At 73.3% G+C, this 25,322-nt stretch carries 25 protein-coding genes and 1 pseudogene; 19 read left to right on the top strand and 7 right to left on the bottom strand.

Annotated elements, in window-relative coordinates:
* Window positions 1–64 precede the first annotated feature (64 nt).
* Entirely contained in the window at window positions 65–1,393 is a 1,329-nt protein-coding gene (locus ACZ56B_RS04770) for a class I SAM-dependent RNA methyltransferase (protein WP_468786262.1), read from the top strand.
* Between the two features lie 534 nt (window positions 1,394–1,927).
* Here the strand turns inward: ACZ56B_RS04770 and aztA are convergent.
* Window positions 1,928–2,671 (bottom strand): zinc ABC transporter ATP-binding protein AztA, encoded by a 744-nt coding sequence (gene aztA, locus ACZ56B_RS04765; RefSeq protein WP_468786260.1) that lies wholly within the window; start codon window positions 2,669–2,671, stop codon window positions 1,928–1,930.
* A 15-nt stretch (window positions 2,672–2,686) separates the two neighbouring features.
* Here aztA and aztB point away from each other — a divergent pair, with 15 nt between their 5' ends.
* The 4 genes from aztB to aztD all read left to right on the top strand — a co-directional run bounded on the left by aztB (window position 2,687) and on the right by aztD (window position 7,070).
* Window positions 2,687–3,547 carry a zinc ABC transporter permease AztB gene (gene aztB / locus ACZ56B_RS04760; protein WP_468786258.1) on the top strand — a complete coding sequence of 287 codons (861 nt, stop codon included), beginning with the start codon at window positions 2,687–2,689 and terminating at the stop codon, window positions 3,545–3,547.
* Between the two features lie 21 nt (window positions 3,548–3,568).
* Window positions 3,569–4,804: a PQQ-binding-like beta-propeller repeat protein gene (locus ACZ56B_RS04755; protein WP_468786256.1), complete on the top strand. Its 1,236-nt coding sequence runs from the start codon at window positions 3,569–3,571 to the stop codon at window positions 4,802–4,804.
* Window positions 4,801–5,778 (top strand): zinc ABC transporter substrate-binding protein AztC, encoded by a 978-nt coding sequence (gene aztC, locus ACZ56B_RS04750; protein WP_468786254.1) that lies wholly within the window; start codon window positions 4,801–4,803, stop codon window positions 5,776–5,778. The genes ACZ56B_RS04755 and aztC overlap by 4 nt, the downstream gene beginning before the upstream one ends.
* Window positions 5,779–5,867: 89 nt before the next feature.
* Entirely contained in the window at window positions 5,868–7,070 is a 1,203-nt protein-coding gene (aztD, locus tag ACZ56B_RS04745) for a zinc metallochaperone AztD (protein WP_468786252.1), read from the top strand.
* Window positions 7,071–7,269: 199 nt separating this feature from the next.
* Here aztD and ACZ56B_RS04740 read toward each other — a convergent pair whose 3' ends face one another.
* Entirely contained in the window at window positions 7,270–8,469 is a 1,200-nt protein-coding gene (locus ACZ56B_RS04740; protein WP_468786249.1) for a YncE family protein, read from the bottom strand.
* Window positions 8,470–8,553: 84 nt separating this feature from the next.
* Between ACZ56B_RS04740 and ACZ56B_RS04735 the strand changes: the two genes are divergently transcribed.
* The 12 genes from ACZ56B_RS04735 (at window position 8,554) to ACZ56B_RS04680 (ending at window position 21,847) form a co-directional block, all read left to right on the top strand.
* A complete protein-coding gene (locus tag ACZ56B_RS04735; protein WP_468786247.1) occupies window positions 8,554–9,531 on the top strand; it encodes an ABC transporter substrate-binding protein in 978 nt (325 codons plus the stop codon).
* Between the two features lie 92 nt (window positions 9,532–9,623).
* Window positions 9,624–10,769, top strand: a complete 1,146-nt coding sequence (locus ACZ56B_RS04730; protein ID WP_468786245.1) for a FecCD family ABC transporter permease — start codon at window positions 9,624–9,626, stop codon at window positions 10,767–10,769.
* Window positions 10,766–11,773, top strand: a complete 1,008-nt coding sequence (locus ACZ56B_RS04725) for a FecCD family ABC transporter permease (RefSeq protein WP_468786243.1) — start codon at window positions 10,766–10,768, stop codon at window positions 11,771–11,773. Before ACZ56B_RS04730 ends, ACZ56B_RS04725 begins: the two co-directional genes overlap by 4 nt.
* Window positions 11,774–11,793: 20 nt before the next feature.
* Window positions 11,794–12,615: an ABC transporter ATP-binding protein gene (locus ACZ56B_RS04720; RefSeq protein ID WP_468786241.1), complete on the top strand. Its 822-nt coding sequence runs from the start codon at window positions 11,794–11,796 to the stop codon at window positions 12,613–12,615.
* 56 nt (window positions 12,616–12,671) lie between these two features.
* Window positions 12,672–12,785, top strand: a complete 114-nt coding sequence (amiA, locus tag ACZ56B_RS04715; RefSeq protein WP_244209015.1) for a streptamidine family RiPP — start codon at window positions 12,672–12,674, stop codon at window positions 12,783–12,785.
* 92 nt (window positions 12,786–12,877) lie between these two features.
* Complete coding sequence (locus ACZ56B_RS04710) at window positions 12,878–13,732, top strand: hypothetical protein (protein WP_468786238.1); 855 nt, start codon at window positions 12,878–12,880, stop codon at window positions 13,730–13,732.
* Window positions 13,729–15,210: a CocE/NonD family hydrolase gene (locus ACZ56B_RS04705; RefSeq protein WP_468786236.1), complete on the top strand. Its 1,482-nt coding sequence runs from the start codon at window positions 13,729–13,731 to the stop codon at window positions 15,208–15,210. The genes ACZ56B_RS04710 and ACZ56B_RS04705 overlap by 4 nt, the downstream gene beginning before the upstream one ends.
* Window positions 15,207–16,586: a YcaO-like family protein gene (locus ACZ56B_RS04700; RefSeq protein WP_468786234.1), complete on the top strand. Its 1,380-nt coding sequence runs from the start codon at window positions 15,207–15,209 to the stop codon at window positions 16,584–16,586. The genes ACZ56B_RS04705 and ACZ56B_RS04700 overlap by 4 nt, the downstream gene beginning before the upstream one ends.
* Window positions 16,587–16,594: 8 nt before the next feature.
* Window positions 16,595–17,728 carry a nitroreductase family protein gene (locus ACZ56B_RS04695; protein ID WP_468786232.1) on the top strand — a complete coding sequence of 378 codons (1,134 nt, stop codon included), beginning with the start codon at window positions 16,595–16,597 and terminating at the stop codon, window positions 17,726–17,728.
* A complete protein-coding gene (locus ACZ56B_RS04690) occupies window positions 17,725–19,464 on the top strand; it encodes an ABC transporter ATP-binding protein/permease (protein ID WP_468786230.1) in 1,740 nt (579 codons plus the stop codon). Before ACZ56B_RS04695 ends, ACZ56B_RS04690 begins: the two co-directional genes overlap by 4 nt.
* Entirely contained in the window at window positions 19,461–21,254 is a 1,794-nt protein-coding gene (locus ACZ56B_RS04685) for an ABC transporter ATP-binding protein (protein ID WP_468786228.1), read from the top strand. The genes ACZ56B_RS04690 and ACZ56B_RS04685 overlap by 4 nt, the downstream gene beginning before the upstream one ends.
* A 101-nt stretch (window positions 21,255–21,355) precedes the next feature.
* Window positions 21,356–21,847: an NUDIX hydrolase gene (locus ACZ56B_RS04680; RefSeq protein ID WP_468786226.1), complete on the top strand. Its 492-nt coding sequence runs from the start codon at window positions 21,356–21,358 to the stop codon at window positions 21,845–21,847.
* A 42-nt stretch (window positions 21,848–21,889) separates the two neighbouring features.
* Here the strand turns inward: ACZ56B_RS04680 and ACZ56B_RS04675 are convergent.
* From ACZ56B_RS04675 to rpmG, 5 genes and pseudogenes are all read right to left on the bottom strand, one after another.
* Window positions 21,890–22,665: pseudogene (locus ACZ56B_RS04675) on the bottom strand (IS5 family transposase); the annotation flags it as partial.
* Between the two features lie 54 nt (window positions 22,666–22,719).
* On the bottom strand, window positions 22,720–22,956 hold the full coding sequence (gene rpsR / locus ACZ56B_RS04670; RefSeq protein ID WP_468786224.1) for a 30S ribosomal protein S18: 237 nt from the start codon (window positions 22,954–22,956) through the stop codon (window positions 22,720–22,722).
* A gap of 36 nt (window positions 22,957–22,992) precedes the next feature.
* Window positions 22,993–24,147, bottom strand: coding sequence for a CobW family GTP-binding protein (locus tag ACZ56B_RS04665; protein WP_468786222.1), 1,155 nt, complete (start codon window positions 24,145–24,147; stop codon window positions 22,993–22,995).
* Window positions 24,147–24,401, bottom strand: coding sequence for a type B 50S ribosomal protein L31 (locus ACZ56B_RS04660; protein ID WP_106411211.1), 255 nt, complete (start codon window positions 24,399–24,401; stop codon window positions 24,147–24,149). The genes ACZ56B_RS04665 and ACZ56B_RS04660 overlap by 1 nt, the downstream gene beginning before the upstream one ends.
* 44 nt (window positions 24,402–24,445) lie before the next feature.
* A complete protein-coding gene (gene rpmG / locus ACZ56B_RS04655; protein ID WP_468786219.1) occupies window positions 24,446–24,610 on the bottom strand; it encodes a 50S ribosomal protein L33 in 165 nt (54 codons plus the stop codon).
* Between the two features lie 70 nt (window positions 24,611–24,680).
* Between rpmG and rpmB the strand changes: the two genes are divergently transcribed.
* Together rpmB and rpsN are read left to right on the top strand one after the other, a co-directional pair.
* A complete protein-coding gene (rpmB, locus tag ACZ56B_RS04650) occupies window positions 24,681–24,917 on the top strand; it encodes a 50S ribosomal protein L28 (protein WP_468786217.1) in 237 nt (78 codons plus the stop codon).
* Window positions 24,917–25,222 carry a 30S ribosomal protein S14 gene (rpsN, locus tag ACZ56B_RS04645; protein ID WP_468786215.1) on the top strand — a complete coding sequence of 102 codons (306 nt, stop codon included), beginning with the start codon at window positions 24,917–24,919 and terminating at the stop codon, window positions 25,220–25,222. The genes rpmB and rpsN overlap by 1 nt, the downstream gene beginning before the upstream one ends.
* The last annotated feature ends 100 nt before the right edge of the window (window positions 25,223–25,322 follow it).

The raw sequence follows: 25,322 nt of genomic DNA, 5'->3' as shown, positions 1-25,322 counted from the left end.
TGGGCTGTTGTCGCGGGCCCACGGGCCCGTCCACCCGCTCTCGATGTTGTGGAGTCACCCCGCCATGCAGGCAGAACCGAGGAAATCACTGGTGGGGGAGGAGTACGAGGTCGAGGTCGGCCCCGTCGCCCACGGCGGCCACTGCATCGCCCGCACCTCCGCCGGACAGGTCCTCTTCGTCCGGCACGCCCTGCCCGGCGAACGGGTCGTCGCACGCGTGACGGAGGGCGAGGAGGGGGCCCGCTTCCTGCGCGCGGACGCGGTGGAGGTGCTGGACGCCTCCAAGGACCGCATCGACCCGCCCTGCCCCTTCGCCGGCCCCGGCCGCTGCGGCGGCTGCGACTGGCAGCACGCCAAGCCGGGGGCGCAGCGGCGCCTGAAGGGCGAGGTCGTCGCCGAGCAGCTGCGGCGCCTGGCCGGGCTCACGCCCGAGGAGGTCGGCTGGGACGGCACGGTGGTGCCCGCCGAGGGCGACAAGGTCCCCGCGGGCCAGGTCCCGGCGTGGCGCACGCGCGTGCAGTACGCGGTGACCGCCGACGGCCGCGCGGGACTGCGCCGGCACCGCTCGCACGAGGTCGAGCCGATCGACCACTGCTTGATCGCCGCCGAGGGCGTCAGCGAGCTCGGCATCGAGAAGCGGGACTGGACGGGCATGGACTCCGTCGAGGCGATCGCGGCGACGGGCTCCCAGGACCGCCAGGTCGTCCTGACCCCCAAGCCGGGCGCCCGCCTCCCCCTGGTCGAACTCGACCGCCCGGTCTCGGTCCTGCGCGTCGACGAGCGCTCCGGCCAGGTCCACCGCGTCCACGGCCGCCCCTTCGTCCGCGAACGCGCGGACGGCCGCACCCACCGCGTGGGCAACGGCGGCTTCTGGCAGGTCCACTCGAAGGCCGCCGACACCCTGGTCACCGCGGTGATGCAGGGCCTGCTGCCCCGCAGGGGCGACATGGCCCTCGACCTGTACTGCGGCGCCGGCCTGTTCGCGGGCGCCCTGGCCGACCGGGTCGGCGAGACGGGCGCGGTCCTCGGCATCGAGTCCGGCAAGCGGGCCGTGGAGGACGCCCGGCACAACCTCGCGGACTTCCCCCGGGTCCGCATCGAGCAGGGCAAGGTCGAGTCGGTCCTGCCCCGCACCGGCATCACGGAGGTCGACCTCGTCGTCCTGGACCCGCCGCGCGCGGGGGCCGGCCGGAAGACGGTGGAGCACCTGTCGTCCCTGGGCGCCCGTCGCATCGCCTACGTGGCCTGCGACCCGGCCGCCCTGGCCCGCGACCTGGCGTACTTCCGGGACGGGGGGTACCGGGTGCGGACGCTGCGGGTGTTCGACCTGTTCCCGATGACGCACCACGTGGAGTGCGTGGCCATTCTTGAGCCCGCGGAAAAAGGCCTCTGACCTGCTATTTTTCTGCTTTCCTGGGTCCGGGCGGATCACCCCGGCATGATTCCGTGGGCGGAAGGTGTCAGCTGGGGTCCGCCCACGTGGACGTGCTTGAACCGCGGTTTCGGGGGCCGCCGCCACTGTCGTGGCGGCGTGACGAAGCGGAACGCAGGTTCCTGACGCTCGGAGGACGCTCCCTTCGGAGGGCCATCGGCTGATGCGGAGCGCTTCTGCTCCTCGTCCTGGCGGTACCTGTGGGCTCCGGGCGGGCGCGCCCGCCCGGGGCTCGGTACCACCAAATCCTTCATCCTCCACTACGACGAGGGCATCCGCGGCCCCGCAACATCGACGGCCTGGAGAAGTCCGCCACCTACCCGCGCGAACGCAAGGGACGAGCCACCGGGCGCCACGGTCTGCCCGGCAGACGTGAACGCCGACCGGGCAGGTGGTCGCACGGGACCGGGTCTGCTGTGCCAGTGGAACACCTGGGCTTCACGCGCCGGTCGGCCATGACGGCATGGGCCTTCGCGGCTGCGTGTGCCGTGCTCCTCAGAGCGCTCGCCAGAGCTGTGTCAGCGCCGACGTGGTGAGGACCTGGTCCGGATGCCCCTGTCCGGCGAGGCGGCCGTCCCGGAGCAGGAGGCATGCGTCCGCCGTGCGTGCGACTCCCAGGTCGTGCGTGGCCTGGACGACCGTCACGCCGTCGGCGGCGAGTGCCGTCAGCAGGGTCCCGATCCGCTCCCTCGCCTCCGGATCCAGCCCTGTGGTCGGCTCGTCGAGGAGCAGAAGGTCCGACTTCTGTGCCAGTCCTTGTGCGATGAGCGCGCGTTGGCGCTGCCCGCCCGACAGCTCGCCCAGCTGACGTGAGGCGAGCTCCCGGATCTCGAGCCGGTCGAGCGCCGCGTTCACGGTCGCGCGGTCCTGGCGGGTCAGCCGGCGCCACGGGCCGCGGTCGCCCCAGCGTCCCATCTCCACGGTCTGCCGGACGGTGAGCGGCAGGGTGTCGCCGACGGCTCCGCGTTGCGGCACGAACGCGGGTGGCCGATCTCCGGTGCGGTGGAGGTCGCCGGATGTCGGCTTGATCACCCCGGCGAGCACGCCGAGCAGGGTCGACTTGCCGCTGCCGTTCGGTCCCACGAGCACCGTTGAGGCCGACTTCGGTATGCGCGCGCTGATTTCACGAAGCACCGGGCGGCCTGGGTAGCCGGCGCACAATCCGGAGAAGTGAAGGTGAGCAGTCCGATCCGGGGGCGAGGTGAGTGAGGACTGCGGTTTTTTGAACATGATTTTCATTGTAGTGTCCTCGGCATGGAATGGCTGACGGCCCCCTTCGAGGTGACCTTCGTGCAACGCGCCCTGTGGGGCGGGATACTCGTGTCCGCGATCTGCGCGCTGGCGGGCACCTGGGTGGTGCTGAGGGGAATGGCCTTCCTCGGTGACGCCATGTCCCACGGGTTGCTGCCGGGGGTCGCGCTGGCCGCGCTCCTCGGCGGAAACCTGATGGTGGGGGCCGTGGCCAGCGCCGCCGTCATGACGGCCGGCGTCACCGTGCTGGGCCGTACGCCGAGGCTGTCTCAGGACACCGGCATCGGGCTGCTGTTCGTGGGCATGCTCTCGCTCGGCGTGATCATCGTCTCGCGCTCGCAGTCCTTCGCGGTCGACCTGACCGGCTTTCTCTTCGGTGACGTCCTCGCCGTCCGGCAGCAGGACCTCCTCGTGCTCGCAGCGGCGTTGCTCGCGGCGCTGGCGGTGTCGGTCCTCGGCCACCGCGCCTTCCTGGCGCTGGCGTTCGACGAGCGCAAGGCCCACACCCTGGGACTGCGGCCGCGCCTGGCCCATGCGGTGCTGCTCGGCCTGCTCGGTCTGGCGATCGTGGCCTCGTTCCACATCGTGGGAACGCTGCTCGTCCTCGGACTGCTCATCGCACCGCCGGCGGCCGCTCTGCCCTGGGCCCGCAGCGTGCGTGGGGTCATGGCGTTTGCCACCCTGCTCGGCACCCTGGCCACGTCGGGCGGGCTGCTTCTGTCCTGGCACCTGAGCACCGCCGCCGGCGCGACCGTCGCGGCCCTCGCGGTGAGCCTGTTCTTCCTCTCGCACGTGCTGTCCGGGCTGCGGAACCGCCGTGCGCGCCACGCCCCCGCCCCGGTCCCTGTACTCGAAGTCAACTGAAAGAAGCCTGAGGCGATCGTCATGACCGTCCGCAGAAACGTCACTCCGTGGGCTTCGGCCGCACTTGTGCTCACCGCGCTGCTCGCCACAAGCTGCGCGGGAGACAAGGACAACGACTCCAGCCCCGCAGCGAGCTCCCCCTCCGCCACTCCGCACGGGTACGTCGAGGGAGCACAGGAGGCCGCCGAGCAGCGGTCCCGGCTCCTCCTGAACGACCCCGACAGCGGAAACAGCAGGATCCTCGACCTCATCACCGGCAAGGTGCACAAGACCGCTCAGGTGAAAGGCGCCGTCCGGCTGGGCACGGACGGCAGGTTCGGCTACCTCCACGCCTCCGGCGGCACCCATGTGCTCGACAGCGGCGCCTGGATGGTGGACCACGGGGACCACGTCCACTACTACAGCGCGGCGATACGGGACGTCGGTGAGCTTCCTGTGGACAGCCGGGCGCAGGTGCGCAGCGACGTCGTCGTGACCGCGGTGACCGACGGGGGCGGGCGCACCGTCCTCTACGACCGGAGCAAGCTGGAGAAGGGCAGGATCGAGTCCTCCCGGACGCTGCCGGGCACCTACACCGGCGCCGTCGTGCCGTACGAGGAGCACCTGCTCGCTTTCGCGGACGAGGGCGGCACGACCAGGCTCGTCGTCCTCGACCGTGAGGGTGAGCGCGTCGCCTTCCCGGACGTGGAGTGCGAGGAGCCGCGAGGAGACGCCGTCACCCGGCGCGGGGTGATCCTGGGCTGCGCCGGCGGCGCCCTGCTCGTCCGGGCCCAGGGCGGTGCCTTCACCGCCGAGAAGATCCCGTACGGAAAGGACGTTCCGGCGAAGGAGCGGGCCACCGCTTTCCGGCATCGACCCGGCAGCGACACCCTCACCGCCCCGGCCGGAGACGACGCCGTATGGGTCCTCGACGTAGCGGAGCGGACCTGGACCCGTGTGGAGACCGGGCCGGTCCTCGCGGCCAACACAGCCGGAGAGGGCTCTCCGTTGCTCGTCCTGGAGACCGACGGCTCACTGCACGGCTATGACATCGCCACCGGAAAGCGGACCGCGCGGACCAAGCCGCTGCTGACGGGAGGAAAACGGGCCGGCACCGACGGCAGCGTCCCCGTCATCGAGGTCGACCGCAGCCGCGCCTACGTCAACGACCCGGAGGGCAGGAAGGTGTTCGAGATCGACTACAACGACGACCTGCGCATCGCGCGCTCCTTCGACCTGGACGTCAAGCCGGTCCTCATGGCGGAGACCGGACGATGAGCCGGACCAGGGCGAAGCAGCGCGCGAGGGTGGGCATCGCACGCCTGCGCAGTCTGATCGTGGGCCTGCTCGCCCTCGTGACAGCCGCCATCGCCACCGCCTGCACCACCGACGACGATCAGCCCGACATCGTCGTCACCACCAACATCCTCGGCGACGTCACCCGGGAGATCGTCGGTGACGAGGCCGACGTCACCGTCCTGATGAAGCCCGACGCCGACCCGCACTCCTTCGGTCTGTCGGCGGTGCAGGCCGCCGAGCTGGAACAGGCCGACCTGGTCGTCTACAACGGCCTGGGCCTGGAGGAGAACGTCCTGCGGCACGTGGACGCCGCCCGCGAGTCCGGGGTCGCGGCCTTCGCGGCCGGCGAGGCGGCCGACCCGCTCGCCTTCCACACCGCCGACGACGGCGGTCCCGAGGGCGAGGAAGAGCGGTCCGATCCGCACTTCTGGACCGACCCCGACCGGGTGCGCAAGGTCACCGGCCTGATAGCCGATCAGGTCATCAAGCACGTCGACGGAGTGGACGCCGGCACGATACGCGCCAACGCTGACCGCTACGCCGAGGAACTCACGGACCTCACCGCCTGGATGGAGACGTCCTTCGACCGCATTCCAGAGGGCACGCGGGCCTTGGTCACCAACCACCACGTGTTCGGTTACCTCGCCGACCGCTTCGGCTTCCGGGTGATCGGCGCGGTCATCCCCAGCGGCACCACGCTGGCCTCACCCAGTTCCTCGGACCTGCGCTCCCTCACCGAGGCGATGGAGAGGGCGGGCGTACGCACCGTCTTCGCCGACTCCTCCCAGCCCAAACGGCTCGCCGAGGTACTGCGTACGGAGATGGGCGGCCAGGTCCGGGTCGTCGAACTCTACTCGGAGTCGCTGACCGCCGAGGGCGAGGGCGCCGACACCTACCTGCGGATGATGCGCGCCAACACCACCGCCCTGGTCGACGGCCTGACCGGCGCCTGACCCGCAGCGTCCCCCCTGCCCGCCGGCAGACGGGCCGACACCGTCACACCACACCGCCGCCACCGGGCGGCGCGGAAAGGAACACACAGATGAACGAGTCGATACGCGCCAGAGCCCTCATGGGCACGGCACTTGCCCTGGCGGCCTCCACGGTTCTGACCGCCTGCGGAGGGGGCGACCCCTCCTCCGCCGACGCCAGGGCCGACGGCACCGCGCGCGCCACACCCGCAGCGACGGTCAGGAACCCGCTGGTCGCCACCTTCGACGGCGGCCTGTACATCCTCGACGGGGAGAGCCTGAAGCTCGCCGAGACCATCGCCCTGCCCGGCTTCAACCGGGTCAACCCCGCGGGCGACGAGGACCACGTCGTCGTCTCCACCGACAGCGGCTTCCGCGTCCTGGACGCCACCGGCCGGACCCTCACCGGCATCGAGTACAAGGGCGCCAAGCCCGGCCACGTCGTCCGTCACGCGGGCAGGACCGTGCTCTTCACCGACGGCACCGGAGAGGTCAACGTCTTCGACCCCGCCGACCTGAGCAGTGGCAAGAAACCGGAAGGACGCACCTACACCTCCGCCGAGCCGCACCACGGTGTCGCCATCGAACTGGCCGACGGCGAACTCCTGAGCACCCTGGGCACCGAGGAGAAGCGCACGGGCGTGCTGGTGCTGGACAAGGACAACAAGGAGATCGCGCGCAACGAGAACTGCCCCGGCGTCCACGGCGAGGCGGCCGCCAAGAACGAAGCCGTCGCCGTCGGCTGCGAGGACGGCATCCTGATCTACAAGGACGGCGAGTTCACCAAGATCGACGCCCCCGACGACTACGGCCGCATCGGCAACCAGGCCGGCAGCGACACCTCACCGGTCCTCCTGGGCGACTACAAGACCGACCCCGAGGCCGAGCTGGAGCGGCCCACCCGCGTATCCCTCATCGACACCGAGAAGAAGAAGCTGCGCCTGGTGGACCTGGGGGCCAGCTACTCCTTCCGCTCACTGGCCCGCGGCCCGCACGGCGAGGCCCTGGTCCTCGGCACCGACGGGGCCGTCCACGTCATCGACCCGAACACCGGCAAGGTCGAGAAGAAGATCCCCGCCGTGGGCGAATGGCAGGAACCGCTGGACTGGCAGCAGGCCCGGCCCACCCTGTTCGTCCGCGGACACGTCGCGTACGTCTCCGAGCCCGGAAAGAAGGCGCTGCACGCCATCGACGTGGAGACGGGGAAGAAGATCGCCTCCGTCACCCTGCCGAAGAGCACCAACGAACTGTCGGGCGTCGTCGCCGGGCACTGACTCCGCACCGTGCCCTCGCCACACCGGCCTCGATGCTGCGGTGGCGAGGGCACACCGCTGTCCCGCCGCGGGACCGGATCCGGTCCTCGACCACGACCGGGGAAGCGGCGTACGGACGCACGTGTGGCGGGGTACCGGGTACCGCTCGTGTGGGCGGCGGTGGTCGGGGCGCCGGGAACGCGTCGGCCCACACGGCCCGTCACCGGCCCACGGGATCACCGTCGGCACCGTCGTTCCGGACGCGCAGTGTCAGGTGGCCGCCGTGATGCAGCGGTGTGCTCAGCTGCGGGCGGGCCGCCTCGTGGCCGGTCTCCGCGTCGACGATGTGCACCTCGCCGTGGCCGCCCCGGGTGACGGCGATCCAGTCGGAGCCGGGTGAGGCGGCCACCGCTCGGCGTTGGACGCCCTCCCAGGGGGTGCCGCCGCGACGTGGCGCACCGTCCATACCGGGCAGGGGGAAGCGGCGGGCGGCGCCGTCGGCGCCGAGCAGGATCAGCTCGTCGCCGTCGGGATGGATACGGGAGAAGGCGGTGTGGCGCCGGGCGAGGGCCAGCCGGAAGACGAGCCCGGGACCGAGTTCCGTGAGCAGCGTGCGGCCGGTTCCCAGCTCGTGGCGCCATGCCTGGTTGCTCCACTCCGGCCAGCGCAGCGGGTCCGGGTCGCCGCCGCGCAGCGTGGTCCACAGGGCTTGCCGCCGGGTGTCGAACCGGAGGTACCAGCCCCGCGCGGGTGATCCCCACGGAACGACCGCCTCGGCGGTGAGCGCGTCGCCCGTCCTGCGGGCCCGGTGCACTCCCTCGCCCGTGGCCGCGAACACGTGCCCCGAGCCGGGCACGTACGCGTCCCCGTGCCCGTCGTCCGGCAACGGCAGGACGGCGTGGGGGGCGACCCGGGGGCAGCCCGGCGGCGCCGCGAGGAGGTCCGCGAACCGGTGGACGGCCAGCGCGCCGGGTTCCCGGTGCCGCAGTACGACGAGCGGGTCGCCCCCGCCCAGCACCGTCACGCCCGGTTCGCCGGCACGGGTGCGCACGCGCGCGGCCTCTCCGGTGGCCAGGTCGATGACCGTGAGCAGGTCCGACCACGGTTCGCCGTTCCTGCCGAGGCCGGTGGTGACGGCCACCAGGCGGCCGGACGGGTCGCAGGCGAGGTGCTCGGCCGGCACGGCGACCGGGACCGCGCGTTCCACGAGTTCGCCGCCGAAGGGGTCGAGCACCAGGAGTTCGCCCCGACGGTCGTCGACGCAGGCCACCCGCCCTTCCGGCAGCGCCAGGAAACCGGCGTGCTCCGAGAGGTGACGGCCGGTGAGACGTCCCGCGACGGCGCCGTCCGGCACGGTCAACAGGTGTACGGCTCCGGCCACATGGTCGGAGACGAGCAGGACGGGTGTGGCAGCAGGCATGAGTCCTCCAGGAACCGGTCTGGTGAAAACGATTATCATGTATCTTCAGTGCGTTCCCGGTACCTAAAAAAAGCGAGGGCATCGATGCTGCGCTCACCGTCGAGATTCGTTCGCACTTGGCTCACCGCAGCGGCGGTCGGCTCCGTCCTGGTCGGCTGCGGCTCGCCCGCCGAAGAACCGGCGAGCGACAAGGCCAAGCCTGGGGCGAAGACGGAGGTGACCGTCGAACCCATCAAGGCGTCGACGAAGTTGACCGACACCAACGGCGTCGAGATCTCCTTGAAGAAGGAGCCCGAGCGGATCGTCTGCCTGTTCGCTCTGTGCGACGACATCCTGACCGAACTGGGCATCGTTCCGACGGCCACCAACAGCGCGGTGCTCGCCCACCCCGACTTCCTGGGGGAGGAGAAGGCCAAGGAGGTGGACATCATCCCCGGCGGCTTCATCGCCCCGGAGGTGGAGGCGATCCTCTCCCACAAGCCCGATCTCGTGATCGGCCTCGGGGACACCCACGGCAAGCTCGCCCCGGCGCTCGAGGGAGCGACCACGTTCTGGGCCATGCAACCCGAGACGTGGCAGGACAGCGTGGGCTACCTGCGCGACACCGCCGCGCTCACCGGCCGCACCGCCCAGGGGGAGAAGGCGGAGAGGGCCTTCCGGGCGAAGCTCGCCGAGGCCGAGAAGGCGCCGAGCGACAAGACCGCGCTCATCATCTACGGCAGTGACGAGAACTTCGGCGTCGCGACGCCCGAAGGTGACGTGGCCGCCAGCCTGTTCCCCAGAATCGCCGACTACCCGTGGAAGTCCCGCGGTGTGGAGGGCAGTTACAGTCTCGAAGAGATCCTCGCCAAGGACGTCGACGTGCTGTTCGTCGAGACGCTGAGCTTCGGCGACGCGGAGGGCGAACTGTCCGAGAAGCTCGCCGGGAACCCGCTCTGGGGCAAGATCCCGGCAGTGAGGAACGGTGACGTCCACGAGGTGGACTCAGAGGTGTGGGCCAAGGGGCGCGGCACCCGTTCACTGGGCATCGTGCTCGACGAGGCCACGGCCGCGCTGCGGTGAGGACGTCCCTTCCACTGCCCGCCGCAGCCGATCGCGCCGCGGCGGGCGGAGAGCGGCCGTCGCGCGGTGCGCGGAGGTGGCAACCGCTTCTGGTGGCCGTATCGCTGGCCGTCTCCTCGGTCTGCGCGCTCAGCCTCGGCACCCCCCACGTCCCCCCGCACCGGCTGGTCGCCGCTGTGCTGGAGGGGGACACCACCCTCGCCGGGATCGTCGTGAGTGAACTCCGCGTGCCCCGGCTGCTGCTGGCGTTGGTCGCCGGAGCCTGTCTGGGGGCGGCCGGACTGGTGCTCCAGGAGGCGCTGCGCAATCCGCTGGCGGTGCCGGAGATGCTGGGTGTGTCGTCCGGGGCCGCGCTGGGGGTGGCCGCGCCGCTGGTGCTGGCCTTCTCGCTGCCTGCCGCTGTCCAGCCTCTGCTGGCCATCGGCGGGGCCGCCCTCGGCGGCGGGCTCACGTTGCTTGTCGCCGGGATCGGCCGCAGTCCGTCCGCCGTGCTGCTGACCGGCGCGGCGGTGGCGGCCGCGTTGCAGGCCGCGCTGCTCGTGCTGATGGTCATGGCCGACCAGCTTGACCTCCAGCTGATCTACCGCTACCTGCTCGGTTCCCTCTCCGCCCGGACCTGGGACGAGGTGACGGGCCTGTGGCCGTGGCTGCTCGTCGCGGTGCCCGCCCTCGTGCTGTGCGCGCCGGTGCTGTCCGTGCTGCGGCTGGGCGACGAGGACGCCCAGGCGCTCGGTGTGCGGGCTCAGCGCGCCCGGCTGGCCGCGCTGGCCATCGCCGTGGTGCTGATCGCCCCGGTGACGGCCGTGTGCGGGCCCGTCGCCTGGGTGGGGTTCCTCGCCCCACACCTGAGCCGCTGGTTCGATCCCGCGGCGGGAGCGGTGCGCTGGCTCCCCTGGTCCGCGGCCTGGGGCGCGGTCGTCGTGGCGGTCGCCGATGTCCCGGCCAGGCTGGCGCTGGCGCCCGTGGAGACGCCCGCCGGCGCGTGGACGGCCCTGCTGGGGGTGCCGGCCGGCGTCGCGCTGATGCGGTCGAGTGGCCGCCGCCGGACGGCCCGGCACGGACCGGCCGTTTCGGCCGGGATGCGCGAGCGACTGTCCGGGCTGCGGAAGACGGCTTCGGGTGTGGCGGACGAAGCACCTCCCGCAGGGGCATCGCATCACGCCCACCGGGACGAACCCGGGCCCGGCGGTCCGGCCTCACCGCCTCTCGGGGCGACCGGAACGGAGGACGTACGGTGACCCGGCGTTTCACGGCCCTCACGGCCCTGGCCGTCGTGTGCGCCGCGGTGGAGGTGGTGGCCGGGCGCGGCATGTCCCCGGGGGAGGTCTGGGACGTCCTCCATGGTGGCGGTGACGCGACGGAGCGCCACATCGTGTTCCAACTGCGTCTGCCGAGGCTGCTGGTCGCCCTCGGCGCGGGCGCCTGCCTGGCCGTGGCGGGGCTGGTCCTGCAGTCCGCCCTGCGCAATCCCCTGGCCGGGCCGGAGGTGACGGGCGTGACCCCGGGGGCGGTCCTCGGCGCCGTCACCGCGACCGCCCTGGGGCTCGCCGGGTGGGACTCGCCCCTGGCCGTGGTCCTCGCCGCGTGCGCGGGCGGGTGCGCCGGAGCGGCGCTGCTGTGGCTGCTCGCCGGCCGCGGGCGCGGTGATCCCGCGCGGACCGCCGTGCACGGGGTGCTGGTGTCGGCGGTGCTCGGCGGGCTCACCGCCATGGTGCTGTTGGTGAAGCCCGGCGAACTCGGCAGCGTGGTGCAGTGGCTGGTGGGCACCACGGAGGGCCGGGTGTGGGAGCACTGGCACCTGCTGTGGCCGTGGGCGCTCGTCTGGGGGGTTGCTGCCTGGCTGCTGGCGGGGCCGCTGACCCTGTTGCGCTGCGGGGACGACATCGCCCTCGCCGCCGGTCTCTCCGCCCGCCGGGCCCGGACCCTGGCCCTGCTGTGCGCGGTGGCCCTGACCGCCGGCGCCGTGGCTGCCGTCGGCGCGCTGGGTTTCATCGGGTTGCTCGTCCCGCATCTGGCCGTGGCCGTCTTCGGTGCGGACCTGCGCCGGAGCCTTCCCGGCGCCGCCCTGACGGGCGCGGTTGTGGTGTGCGGGGCAGACGCGGCGGCGCAGTTGTCCTCGCGTCCGCTGGCGGCGGCGCTGGACTCCGGACGGTTCACGCTGCCGGTCGGGGCGCTCACCGCCTGCCTCGGTGCCGCGCTGCTGCTGCTCGTCGTGCGCCGCGCGCCGAGCCGTACGTTCTGATGTCGAATCGAGGACAGAGCATGATCGAGTCCGTGGGGATCCACGTCGAGGGGGTCCACTTCGGCTACCCCGGACGGCCCGTGCTGCGGGGCGTCGACCTGACCGTCCGTCCGGGCGAACTGACCGCCCTGATCGGCCTGAACGGCTGCGGCAAGTCGACCCTGCTGCGGCTGGCCGCCGGGCTGCTGCACCCCGATGAAGGGCGCGTGCTGCTCGGCGAGGACGACGTCGCGCGGCTTTCAAGACGCGCCACGGCCCGGAGGGTGGCCCTGCTGCACCAGTCGGCTCCGGCCGTGCCGGGCATGACGGTGCGTCACCTCGTCCGTCAGGGGCGGTATGCGGCACGTGGCCCGCTGGGCATGCTGCGCGAGGGCGACGACCCCGTCGTGCGTCGGGCACTGCGTGACGTCGGGGTGGAGGGCTGGGCCGACCGTGACGTCGACGCGCTGTCCGGCGGCGAGCGGCAACGCGTCCGGCTGGCGATGGCACTCGCTCAGGACACCCGGGTCCTGCTGCTCGACGAGCCGACCACGTACCTGGATCTGCACCACCAGCTCGACGTACTGCAGACCGTGGTGCGTCTGCGCGAGGAGCGCGGGCTCACCGTGGTGATGGTGCTGCACGACCTGGCCCACGCAGCCCGTTTCGCCGAGCGGATCGTCGCCCTGCGGGAGGGCCGTGTGGTGGCCGACGGAGCGCCGAAGCAGGTCGTCACGCCGGGGTTGCTGGCGGAGGTGCTGCAGGTGGCAGGCCGGGTCGGTGAGGATCCGGAAGGGGGGTGGCCCGTGTGTTACCCAGATCACCCCATCGCAGCACTAGAATATGAAAATCAGATTCATTAGATTGGGTCGCGGCGCTCATCCGAACGCCGTATCTCCCTGCTGATGAAGGAGAGTTCATGGACAACGAGCAGGTCTTCGCGCCGATCACCGACCCGGGTCAGCTGGCTCACGACTCGGCCTCTCACTCCAACGCGCTCGTCGAGAACCCCTTCGAGGACACCGAGGAGTAAGCGAGGGCCTAGCCACCCTCGACCGTGGGCCCGCCCGATGCCTTCCGGGCGGGCCCACGCCCGTCCCAGGTCCCGTCGACAGGAGGAACGCCGTGTCCCGTAGCCGACTCGTCCCCGGTGCCGAGGTCGTCACCGTGCCCGGGCGAGGGCTTGCCGTCCGTACCCCCGAGGGGGAGTTCTTCAGCGTCAGGGCAGGAGGCGTCGACGAGGGCGCCTTGCTCTCCCTGCTTGCCGGGGAGACCACGGCCACGGTGGATGAAAGGCTGCATCGTGTGGTGCGGGCGTTCGAAGAAGCCGGTTATCTGGCGGAAGGGCCGTCGGCCCCGGAGTGGCCCGCCGCTCGCCGGGACGTCAGGATCTTCGGCGACCCGGTACTGACCGAACCGCTCGCCGTGCAACTGTCCGCCCTGGGCGCGCGGCCCCGTACGACTCCGGCCGTGACCGCCTCCGGCAGCTCGCCGGTGGGTATGGAGGACCTGCTCGACGGAAACCCCTCCGCGGTCGTGTGGTGCCTGGACGGACCCGCGCCGGACGGCTTGTGGGACGCCGCCGACCGGCTGCCGGAGCACGGTGTCGCGTGGCTGCGCTGCCACCGCGAGGGCTGGCAGGCGTACGTCGAGCCGGTGGCCGCCACTCCCGGGGACGTCACGTCGGCGCACGTCCGGTCCCGCAGGCTCGCCGCCACACCCGCCCACCGGGAACTGGCCGCGTACTGGAGTGGCCCCCGTACCTCGGGCCCGCCCGTCCGGCTCCCCGTGCCCGCCGCCACGCTGCTCGCGGCGCTGCTCGCAGACGATCTCAACCGGTGGGCCACCGGCGCCCCCGACACGGCCGGCCTCCCGGCACGGCGCCGGCTCCGACGCGTGGACCTGCGCGCGCTGACCGTCACCGAGCACGCCGTCCTCCCGGTGCCCGACGTCGCACCGACGCCGAGGAAGGGCGTATGACGGCGTTCGGGACGGCCGTGGGAGAACTCGCCACCGACGTCTGCCTCCCGGCCGGGGACGGCCCCTTCCCGACCGTCCTGATCCGCACCCCCTACGACCGGACACGCCACCGGACCGAGGCGCGTGGCTGGGCCCGCCGCGGGTTCGTCGCCGTCGTCCAGGACGTACGGGGCCGGTTCGCGTCGCCAGGGGAGTGGCACCCGTACGCGAACGAGACCGCCGACGGGACAGCAGCCGTCCGCTGGATCCGGCGGCAGCCGTGGAGCGACGGGCGGCTGGTGGCCGCCGGCGCCTCCTACGCCGCCCACTGCGCCCTCGTCCTCGCCCTCGACGCCCCCGGGGATGCCCGGCCGGATGCCGTCATCGCGGCCGTGCCCGCCCTCGGCCCGGCGGAGACAGCCCGCGAGGCGTCCGGCGTGGAGCGGCTGCTCTCCCGCGCCGGATGGTGGGCCGCCCACGGCGACCGGCGCGACTCCGACGAAAGTGCGTTGAACAAGGCCCTCGCCGAGGACCCCGGCCTGCTCGCCCGCCTGCCGTTGACCGCCCTGCCCGAGCGGCTGGGACGCGCCCTGCCCTCGTGGGCGGGGCTGTGGCGCCACCACGACCGCGGACGCCTCGTGGCGCGGGCGGCGCACGCCGGGCCGCCCCTGCTCGCGGTGGGCGGCCACCACGACCACTTCACCGAGGAGACCGTCGCCCTGTGGCGCGCCTGGGGCGGATCCCCGGCGCGCCTGCTGCTCGGCCCTTGGGGGCACTCTCTGACCGCTGCTCCGGGGCCGGACGCGGGACCCGCCCACCGGCTGAACCTCGGTGAGCTGTACGTGCGCTGGGCCCGCCGCGCCCTGACCGGCGACCTCGCCCCCGGCCACCACGGCACACTGGCGCTCGGCGGCGCCGGCCTGTGGCTGCCCGCCGACGCCGAGGGAGAACCGCGCGCCCATCGCACGCGCCTGCTGCACGGCTCCGTCTTCACCGCCGACCCCGCCCGGCCCGTTCACTCCGACGACCTGACCGTCCCCGCGGACGGCCCGCCCGACCGCTGCCTGCTGGTCACACCGCCGTCGCCGCGTCCGCTCGACCTCGTCGGACCCTCCAGTGTGCGGCTGCGGGCCACCGCCCACACACCGTCCGCCGACTGGGCCGCCCGGCTCGTCGCACTCTCGCCGGACGGGACCGCCGAGCGGCTCGCCGTCGGCATCGTGCGGCGTGCCGAACCAGCAGGCCGGGAGGCCGCGTTCACCATCGGGCTCGACCGACTCGCACGCCGGCTCCGGGCCGGCACCCGGCTGCGCCTGGAGATCGCCGGACACCACTTCCCGGCCCACGCCCGCAACCCCCACACCGGGGACGACCCGATGACGGCCGAACATCTGCTCGCCTCCCGGCGGCAGGTCGACCCGGACAGCGTGGTGCTGAACCTGCCCGTGCTCCCGTCCCGTCCCGCCCCCACCGACCCTGCCGAGGAGATCCTGCGATGACGGCCCTGCCGCTGGAAGCGCTCGTCGACCCCGTCTGCGGCATCGTCCGCAAGGTCAAGCCCGTCGAGCACCCCGCGGGCGCCCCGCCCCGCTACACCGCGCTCACGGCCGAGATATCCGACGCCCGCAGACTCGGGCTGTGGCCCGCCGACCGGGTCTCCCTCGGCACCACCTTCGGAGACCCGGAGCAGGCCCGCGTCGCCGCGATAGCCGAGGGGATAGAGCGCTACTGCGGCAACCGCGTCCCGCCCCCCGGCCACCCGGACGCACCCCTGCGCGCCACCGCCGCCGAGCTGGCGGACAAGGGCCTGCGCCTGTACGGCCCGGCCGATCTGCCCGCCTACGCACCCTGGCAGTACGCCCGCGTGGAGTTCCCCTACCGCCCGCTCACCGCCGACACCCCCGCGCTGTGGACACGGGGAACCGAGCGACTGTCCGACGGGACCGCCACCGAGGTCTGGGCACCCGTCTCGCTCACCCACCTCAACTGGCGCCAGGGCGGCCTGCGCGAGCTGCCCCGCACCCACCACCTCAACTACGCCGGCATCGCCACCGGACAGGGCCTCGACGACGCGATCGAGCGCGGCCTGCTGGAAATCGTCGAACGCGACGCCCTGGAACTGTGGTGGCACCTGGACGGCCCGGCCCGGGGCATCGACCCGGCGAGCGTGCCCGGCCTCGCCGACGACCTCGCCGGTTCCGCGCTCGAGGTCCACATCGTCGAGATGCACTCGGAGTTCGCCCCCTGCATGGCCGCGCTCGTCCACGACCCGCGCCTCGGCCTGTACGCCGCCGGGTTCGCCTGCAAGTACGACCCGGCCGAAGCCGCCCGCAAGGCTGTCCTCGAAGCCGTCCACACCTGGGTCTTCACCCAGGGGCTGACCGGCCCCGACGGCTGGGTGTTCCAGGCCGTCGAGGCCGGGTTGCTCGCCCGCGGGCTCTACCTGGACCACCGGGCCGACGGCCGCTACCTCGACGTGTGCGGCGAGCAGTTCGAGCACGTGCGGGACCTGGGAGCACACGTGCAGGTGTGGCTGGACGAACGGATGGCGGCCGAGGCCCGGAGGTTCACCGAGCCTGCGCTCGGGACGGTATCCGTCGCAGAGGTCGAGCCAGGCAGCCGGGAGCGGCTGAGGAGCACGCTGCGCGGCGGCGGCCACCGCGTCATGACCTTCGACCTCACCACCGAGGACGTGGCGGAGACCGCGTTGCGCGTCGCGCGGGTCCTCGTCTCCGGACTGCTGCCCAACGCGCCCGCCGCCTTCGGGTACTTCGGCTGCCCGCGCCTCGCCGAGGCCGCCGTCGCGCGCGGATGGCGCACCACCGCGCCGAGCGCGCCGCGGGACTTCACGCTGGCACCTCCGCCGCACATGTGAGGGCCGCTGTGGAAGACCACTGCGAGGACCCGCCGACGGGCCTGGTCACCGCCCTCGCCCGGGCCCGCTCCCCGGAGCGCCCCGGCCCCGACACGCCCGCCGGGACAGCCGTCCGCCCCTGGCCGGGGCCGCCGCGCCCGATCCCGGAGGCCGGCCCCGCGGACCTCGACCTGCGGACCCTGCTGCGTCTGTCCCTGGCGGCCTCGGACCCCTCCGGACGCCTCAGGCCCACGCCCTCCGCCGGTGCGCTGCACCCGGTGGACACCGAACTGGTCGTGGGCGCCGGCTGCTCCCTGCCGCCCGGCCGCTACGGCTACGACCCGCTGCGCCACCGCGTCCACCACGTCGGCCCGCCCGTCGACGGCACGCCGCCGGGCGTGACCGCCGCACTCTCCGTCACCGCACAGCGCACGGTGTCCCACTACGGCCACCGGGCCTGGCCCCTCCTGTTGCTGGACGCCGGGCACGCCGCCGCGGCGCTGTTCCTGGCGGCCCGCGTCCTCGGCACGGGCGAATCCGACGTACGGATGGACGGACGCACCGAGAATCCTCTGGCCGTCGTACGCATCCCACCGCCCGACGGGCGGAGCCCGGGGCGCCCTGCGGGGACCGAGGACCCGCCCACCCCGGCCGACCTGCTGGCGCGCCGCAGTACCCCACCACCGTTGCCGGGTCCTCCACCCCGCGATGCACTGCGTGCAGTCCTGGCCACCGCCGAACGAGCCGGGGGCGGTGGCCTGGTGCGCTGGTGCGCCGCGGTCGGCCCGCCTCGGCCCGGCCTCATGGAACTGGCTCCCGAGGGCACGGCCCTGCGGCGCTACGCGTCCGGCGAGGCCCGCCCGACGCTCGCGGCCTGGGCGGCGGGCCAGACGTGGCTCGCGGACGCCGGCGCCGTACTGATCGCCCACGGCTGCCCCACGGACGCCGACACCGCGCACATCCGCCGCGCCCACCTGAGAGCCGGCTTCGCCGTCCACCTGGCCCATGTCACAGCCCTGCGCCACGGGCTGGCGGCCCGGCCCGTCGGCTCCTGGCAGCAGGCGGACCTCGGCGCCGCCCTCGGCGCCGCGCCGGGCCGTGACTGGGTCGTGCACGCCCTGGCCCTCGGCACCCACCACGCCGACGAGGAGAACTCCGCATGATCGTCCACCCAGAGCTGCGCCGCGCCGCAATGCGCGCACGGCGCCCCCTGCTCGCGGCCACCCTCTTGCAAGGAGCCGTCGCCCTCACGCACCTGGCCCAGGCCGTGCTGCTGGCCCTCGCGCTCGCCGGCCTGGCCCACGGTGACACCGGCCAACTCCCGTGGTTGCTGGCCGCGGTGCTCGCCGTCGTCGCCGCCCGCGCCGGACTCGCCCTGTGGCAGCGGCGCACCGCCACCCGCGCCGGGGCCCGGGTCAGGGTGGCACTGCGCGACGAACTCCTCGCTCACCTGGGCCGGCTGGGGCCCGCGTACCTGACCACAGCGCGGGTGGGAGCCGTCCGCACCACCCTGGTCGAGGGGGTGGAGGGCGTCGACGCCTACGTCTCCCGCTACCTGCCCCAGCTCCTGGTCACCCTCGCGGTACCCCCCCTGGTCCTCGCCGTCCTCGCCGTGGTCGAACCCCGGGCCCTCCTCGGGCTCGTCCCCGCCCTGCTCCTGGCCCTGCTGGGGCCGCGCGTCTGGGACCGGCTCCTCGCCGCCCGCGGAAAGGAGCACTGGGACACCTACGAAGGGCTGGGCGCCGACTACCTGGAGGCGCTCCAGGGCATGCCCGCCCTGCGCGCCGCGGGCGCGGTCGGCCGCACCCGGGCGCGCCTGGAGGAGCGGTCCGCGGCCCTGCACCGAGCGACCGTCGCCAAGTTGCGGGTGTCCCTGGTCGACACCGGCATCACCGACCTCGCCGTCCAGGGCGGCACCGCCGCCGCTGCGCTCCTGGCGTGCTGGTCGGCCGTCACCGGATCCACCACTGCGGCCGGCACCTATCTGGTGCTGCTGCTGGCCTCCGAGTGCTTCCGCCCGGTTCGCGACCTCGCCCGGGAATGGCACGCCGGCTACCTGGGGGTGTCGGCCGCCGACGGGCTGGCGGCCTTGCGCACGGCCGCACCGGCGGTCCCCGAGACCGCAACGGTGCCCGCGCACTGGCACACTCCGCCGGAACTCCGTTTCCACGATGTCCGGTTCACCTACGACGGGGCTCCCGCACCCGCCCTGGACGGTGTCTCCTTCACCGCGCGGGCGGGACGGACCACCGCGATCGTCGGGCCGTCCGGCGCGGGCAAGTCGACCCTGCTGGCCCTGCTCCTGCGCCACCACGACCCGCAGGAAGGGCGGATCACCCTCGACGGGCGCCCCACGACCGAGTGCGCGCTCGACTCGCTGCGGCAGGGCATCGCCGTGGTCTCGCAGGAGACGTACCTGTTCCACGCCACCATCGCCGACAACCTGCGCCTGGCCCGGCCCGGCGCCACGGACGGCGAGCTCACCCGGGCGGCGCGCGCCGCCGGAGTCCACGACGAGATCGCCGCCCTGCCGGACGGCTACGCCACGGTGCTCGGCGAACGGGGCGCCACGCTCTCCGGCGGGCAGCGACAGCGGCTCGCCCTCGCGCGGGCCCTGCTGTCGGACGCCCCGGTCCTCGTTCTCGACGAGGCCACCAGCTCGGTCGACGAACGACGCGAGGCGGACATCGTCCGGGAGCTGCTGAAGGCGGCCGGCGGGCGGACCGTCCTGGTGGTCGCCCACCGGCTCGCCGCCGTCCGGCACGCCGACCACATCGTCGTCCTCGACGCGGGACAGGTCGACGCCGTCGGCGACCACACCGGCCTGGTCGAGGCCGGCGGCGTCTACACCCGGCTCGTCGAGGCCGGCCGCGTCCACCGGGGGGAACTCGCCGCATGAGCACCGTCACCGGCCCCGCCGCCACCTGCGCGGACGTCCCCGCGCGGGGCGCGCTGCGCGCCCTGCTGCCCGCCCTCGCGGCACACCGTGCCATGACGGCCCGCACCTGTGCCGCCGCGCTCCTCGAACAGGGCTCCCTCGTCGCGCTGGTGACCCTGGCCGCGCATACCGTGGGCACCGCCGTCATCGAAGGGCGCGCCCCCACGGCCGGCACCGTCACCGGGCTCGTCACCCTCGTTCTCGTACGCGCCCTGATGACCTGGCGGGAGATGGACCTCTCCCACGACCTCGCCTACCGGGTGCTGGCCGCACTGCGGGTCAGCGTTTTCGACGGACTGGCCCGCAGCGCGCCCGCCCGGGTCGCGGGCCGCCGCAGCGGCGACCTCGCCGCCACCGCCATGGCCGACGTGGAGGCGCTGGAGTTCTTCTACGCCCACACCACCGCCCAGCTGCTCGCGGCGGGAACGGTCTTCACCGGCGGCTCGGTACTTCTGGCCCTGGTGGAGCCGTGGCTGCTGGTGGCCGTGCTGCCGGTCGCTGCCCTGCTTGCCGCGGCGCCCTTCGCCGACGCAGGCGCGCGCACGGTACACGGCGGCCGCACCCGCACAGCCGTGGCCGCGCTGTCGGCCGACACGGTGGAGACCGTCGACGGGCTGCGCGAACTGCTTGCCTTCGGCGCTCTGGCCGAACGCCGCCGCAAGCTGGCGGAGCGGGGGCGGCAGGTGGGCGACGCCCAGCGCGCCGAAGCCACCCGGGAGGCCGTCGCCGCCGCCGTCCGCGACCTCCTCATCGTGGTCGCGGTCCTCGGCGTGGTCGCCGCGGCGGCACAGTCCGTGACCTCCGGACGGCTGCACGGTGCTTGGGCGCCGGCCGCGATGGCGCTGGCCCTGTCCGTCCTCGGCCCGGTCGCGGAGTCGGCCCGCGCCCTGAGCCAGGCCGTGGCCCTGCGCGCCGCCGCCGCCCGCGTCGACGCGGCCGTCAAGGCCCCCGCCCTCGCACCGCCGCCCGCCGCACCACGCCCCCTGCCTCCCGGACCACTGGGCGTCCGGCTGCACCGAGTGAGGTTCGACTACGGCGGCGGGCCCGTGCTGGACGGCGTCGACCTCACCGTCCGTCCCGGCCGGACGCTCGCCCTCGTCGGCGCCTCCGGCGCCGGCAAGTCCACCTGCGCCCACCTGCTGGCCCGCTTCTGGGACCCGTCTGCCGGTGAGGTCCAGTTGCTGCCCGCCGACGGCGATCCCGTGGACGTGAGGGAGGTGGACGACGCGGAACTGCGGCGGGCGGTGGTCCTGGTGGGCCAGGACACCCCCCTCTTCCACGGCACCCTCGCCGAGAACCTGCGGCTCGCCGCGCCCGAGGCCGACGACCGGGCGCTGGCCGAAGCGGCACGGCTGTGCGGCGTCGACCGGATCGCCCCCCTGGACACCCTCGTCGGCGAGCGGGGCGCCACGCTGTCCGGCGGTCAGCGGGCCCGCATCGCCCTGGCCCGCGCGCTGCTGGCCGGACCGCGCGTCCTCGTGCTCGACGAGTCCACCGCCCACCTGGACAACACCGGCGACGCCGAACTCGCCACCGCGCTGCGGCAGGAGAGCCGCACGACGATCTTCATCGCCCACCGCCCGGCCACCATCCGCCGCGCCGACCGCATCGCGGTCCTGGAGGACGGCCTCGTCGCGGAAGAGGGAACCTGGGAGGACCTCACAAGCAGCCCCGGCAGCGCGCTCAACCGCATCCTCGGCAACACCACCCTGCCTGCGCACGGCAGTTCGCCCCGGGAACCGGACCGGTGACGCTTGGAGGTCGTTTCGGATGGTGTGTAGGAATTGCCGCTGCTACCGCGTTCCTGCCTGTCTACGGCGTTGGGTGTGCTGGAGTTGGGGAAGGCTTCCGCATGCTCGATCCCTCACCCAAGCCCCTCGCTGTCGATCAACGCGGCAACCGGCTGGTTTCCTTCACGCTCGGCGCCGAGGACGTCCTGCCCGGTGGGGCTCCCATGCCCATGGCTCTGACTGCCTTGTGGCACCGCGACGAGGTCGTCATGGTCTACGACCGGTTCCGGGGGCAATGGGAACTACCTGGCGGCCTGCTCGAGCCCGGGGAGAGCCCTCGCCAGGCGGCCGTTCGTGAACTTGCCGAGGAGAGCGGTCAGGTGGCCGGTACTCCTTTGCAGTTCGTCGGCTATGCCGGATTCCTGTTGGGTTCCGCGCAGCGCGCCGAATACGGTGCCCTGTTCACCGGCCGCACCCTACGGCGCCGCGATTTCGAGGCCGATCGCGAGATCGAGGCGATGCGCTGGTGGGATCTGAGCGCACCCCTGCCTGGTCGTGTATCCGGCATCGACGTCCACCTCGCCCGGCTCACTCTGCCCACCGGTTCGCACTGAGCCTGCCGTGCTGCCCGGCGAGCCGGCGGTAGCTGATGTGGGGGCTGCGGCGATGCCGACGAAGGCCAGGAAGTGCTCGGCCTCGCGCTCGTAACGGTGGTGCAGCCTTCGGCATCCGGCCGGCCAGGAGACCGTTCTCTCGACGACCCAGCGGTGTCGGCCGAGCCGCGTGGACGACTCGATGCCCGTGCGGGCGATGCGGTGGCGGACACGACGCTCGCGAAGCCGTTTCCGCGGGTGGTCGTAGTCGTAGCCCCTGTCGGCATGGAGCTTGGCCGGGCGCCGGCGGGGACCCCGGCGGGAGTGGATGGGCGGAATCCCGCGCACCAGCGGCTCCGGGCCGAGGCCGTCGTGCAGGTTGGCGCCGGAGACGCCCAGCGACAGCGGCAGACCGTTCCGGTCGGTGATCAGGTGGATTTTCGATCCCGGCTTGCCGCGGTCGGTCGGATTCGGTCCGGTCAGTAGCCCCCTTTTGCCGCCCGGACGCTGACGGAGTCGATCGCGCACCGCGACCGGTCCAGCTCGCCCCGGGCGCCGGGTTCGCCGAGGACGACGCGGTGCAGCCGGGTCCGGACCCGGTCCCGGCTCCACCGGGCGAAACGCCGGTGGACGGTGGGCCAGGCCGGCCCGAACACCGGTGGCAGCTGCCGCCAGGTGCAGCCCGAGGTGGCCACGAAGACGATCGCCGCCAGGCGCGCGCGGTCACCGGCCCTCCGTTTGCCGCCGCCCTGCGGGCGTATGACCTCTGCCGGCGGGACCACCCGCCGGCACAGCGTCCACAACTCGTCCGGTACCCACCGCTCCACCAGATCCGTCATGCACGGCTCAACGAGCGATCACACCATCAGAAACGGCGTCCAAGGGGTCGCTTCTCACCGAGTCGAGTAGGGCAGGAGCGCCATCTCCCGGGCGTTCTTGATCGCGGCGGCGATCTGCCGCTGCTGCTGAGCCGTGACGCGGGTGACGCGGCGGCTGCGGATCTTGCCGCGGTCGGAGATGAACTTCCGCAGCAGATCGGTGTCCTTGTAGTCGATGTAGGTGATCCCGGCCGCGTCCAGCGGGTTGGGACGGGACCTGACCGGCTTGCGGGGGCCTTGGCGGGGGCTCATGGTGCTCCTTCTGCGATGGGGGTGGATGGGGCGGTGTCACGCGACGGGGTCGAGCAGGGAGTCGAAGGCGGCCGGCAGTCGTTTCCATGCTTCGGGGCCTGCCGTGTACTCGGCGTCGGTGAGCAGGCAGGACTCCAGCACCCGCGCGAGCCCGTCGCGGTCCAGGCCGGGTGAGGTGAAGACGAGGTGCTGGCGGCGGTCGCCGTGCTCAGGGTGCCAGTCCAGTGCGGCGGCCGCTCGGCGTACGGGCGGGACCATCTCCCAGGCGGCGTCCGGCAGGGAGGCGAGCCACGGGCCGGCGCTCTCCACGCACAGGGCTCCGCCTGCGGCGTCCCATGCGAGCAGGGTGTCGGGGCGGTCGGCGAGCCAGAACCGTCCGCGGCTGCGGGCCGCGGCGCAGCAGAGGTCCTCCAGCGCCTGGTAGAGGCGTTCGGGATGGAACGGACGGTGCCGGCGCCAGACGAAGGTGGTGACGCCTGCCTCGTCGGCTTCCTGGGGGAGCAGGGCGCAGGCCGGGTGCTGGGCCGCGGCGGCGGCTTCGGCGTCGAAGCCGGCGAAGGCGAGTCGGGCGAGTTCCGGGGAATCGGCGCTCACCTGACGGGCGGTGGGGTGGAGTTGGGTGAGGAGCGCCCGGTCCTCGTCGTCGGCGTCCTCGCTCTCCACGACGGCGAGGACGGGGGCGTACTCCAGTTGCCGGGCCCAGGTGCCGCCGACCGTGCGCTGGTCGCCGGCCGCGGCCGCGAGGCCCGCCTCGGCCAGGTCGTCGCCGTTGCCGAGGCAGGGGAGGGCGAGAGCCGGATCGACCGCCGTGATCACGCCGGTGAGCCGGACCGCGTCGGCACCGTGCTGGACGACGACCTCGGCCATCCCTTCGGGTTCGACGGAGTCCCACAGCTCGACGACGGCGAGCCGGGTGAGGCCGGCGTCGGCGAGCCGTTCCAGCTCGGGGACCAGGTCCTCGCGCAGCGCGCAGCACGCGCAGTCGTCGACCAGGGGGGCCTCTTCTCGGGACAGCTCACCCGAAGCGTCGCGCACCTGACGCAGAACGGTGCCGTCGGCCGCTGTGGACAGGTCGTGATGGAGGGCGACGCTGTCGGGTACCAGGCGCAAGAGGTGCTCCACGACCTTGCGGCGTGCCTCGGAGTGCAGCCCGGCGACGATGACGACGGGCAGTCCGGTCTCGTCCCGCATCAGTTGGCTCCGCGTCGGCCGTACCGGCGCTCGAAGCGCTCGACTCGCCCGGCGGTGTCCAGGACCCGGGCGGTCCCCGTGTAGAAGGGGTGGCTGACGTTCGAGATCTCGACGTCGACCACCGGGTAGGTGTTGCCGTCCTCCCACTCGATCGTCTTGTCACTGGTCATGGTGGAGCGGGTGAGGAAAGCGTAGTTCGCGGCACGGTCGCGGAAGACGACGGGGCCGTAAGCGGGGTGGATTCCGGGCTTCATGGGGCGTCCTCGAGTTCGGGGGCCGGTGGCGGAGTGGCGGGAGGTCAGCGTTCCTCGCGGAAGCCGACGTGGCGCCGGGCGGTCGGGTCGTACTTGCGCAGCACCATGCGGTCGGGGTCGTTGCGGCGGTTCTTGCGGGTGACGTACGTGTGGCCGGTTCCCGCGGTGGAGCGGAGCTTGATGATCGGGCGTACCTCGTCGCGTGCCATGAGCGGTACTATATGGGAATGGTTTCCATTACCAAAAACTAGCCGCCCCCGACGAGAGGCAGGTACGACCTTGTCCGCCCACTGCCAACTGACCGGCGCCCAACCGGGCTTCGGCAACACCATCTCCCACTCGCATCGGCGCACTCCGCGCCGCTTCGACCCCAACATCCAGCGCAAGCGCTACTGGCTGCCCAGCGAGGGGCGGCATGTCCGGCTGACGCTCAGCGCGAAGGCGATCAAGACCGTCGACAGCATCGGCATCGAGGCCGCCGTGGCACGCATCCGCGCCCGAGGGGGGAAGGTCTGATGGCCAAGAAGAGCAAGATCGCGCAGAACGAGAAGCGCAAGGCTGTCGTCGAGCGGTACGCGGCCCGGCGTGCGGAGCTGAAGGAGATCATCCGCCGGCCGTCCTCCACCGACGCCGAACGCCGGGCCGCAGTGGAAGAACAGCGGCGCCAGCCCCGCAACGCGAGCGCTACCCGAGTGCGCAACCGGGACAGCGTGGACGGGCGGCCGCGCGGTCACCTCCGGAAGTTCGGCCTGTCACGCGTCCGCGTGCGTGAGCAGGCCCACGCCGGCTTCCTGCCCGGGGTCACCAAGTCCTCCTGGTAGTCGCGCCGCTCGCGCGACGGGCCCCGGGGGGGGGGGGGGGGGGGGGGGGGGGGGGGGGGGGGGAGGAGGGGGGGGGGGGAGGGGGGGGGGGGGGGGGGGG

This window comes from Streptomyces sp. NPDC034670 (genome assembly GCF_055574875.1).
This window is presented reverse-complemented; position numbering and strand designations above follow the sequence as displayed.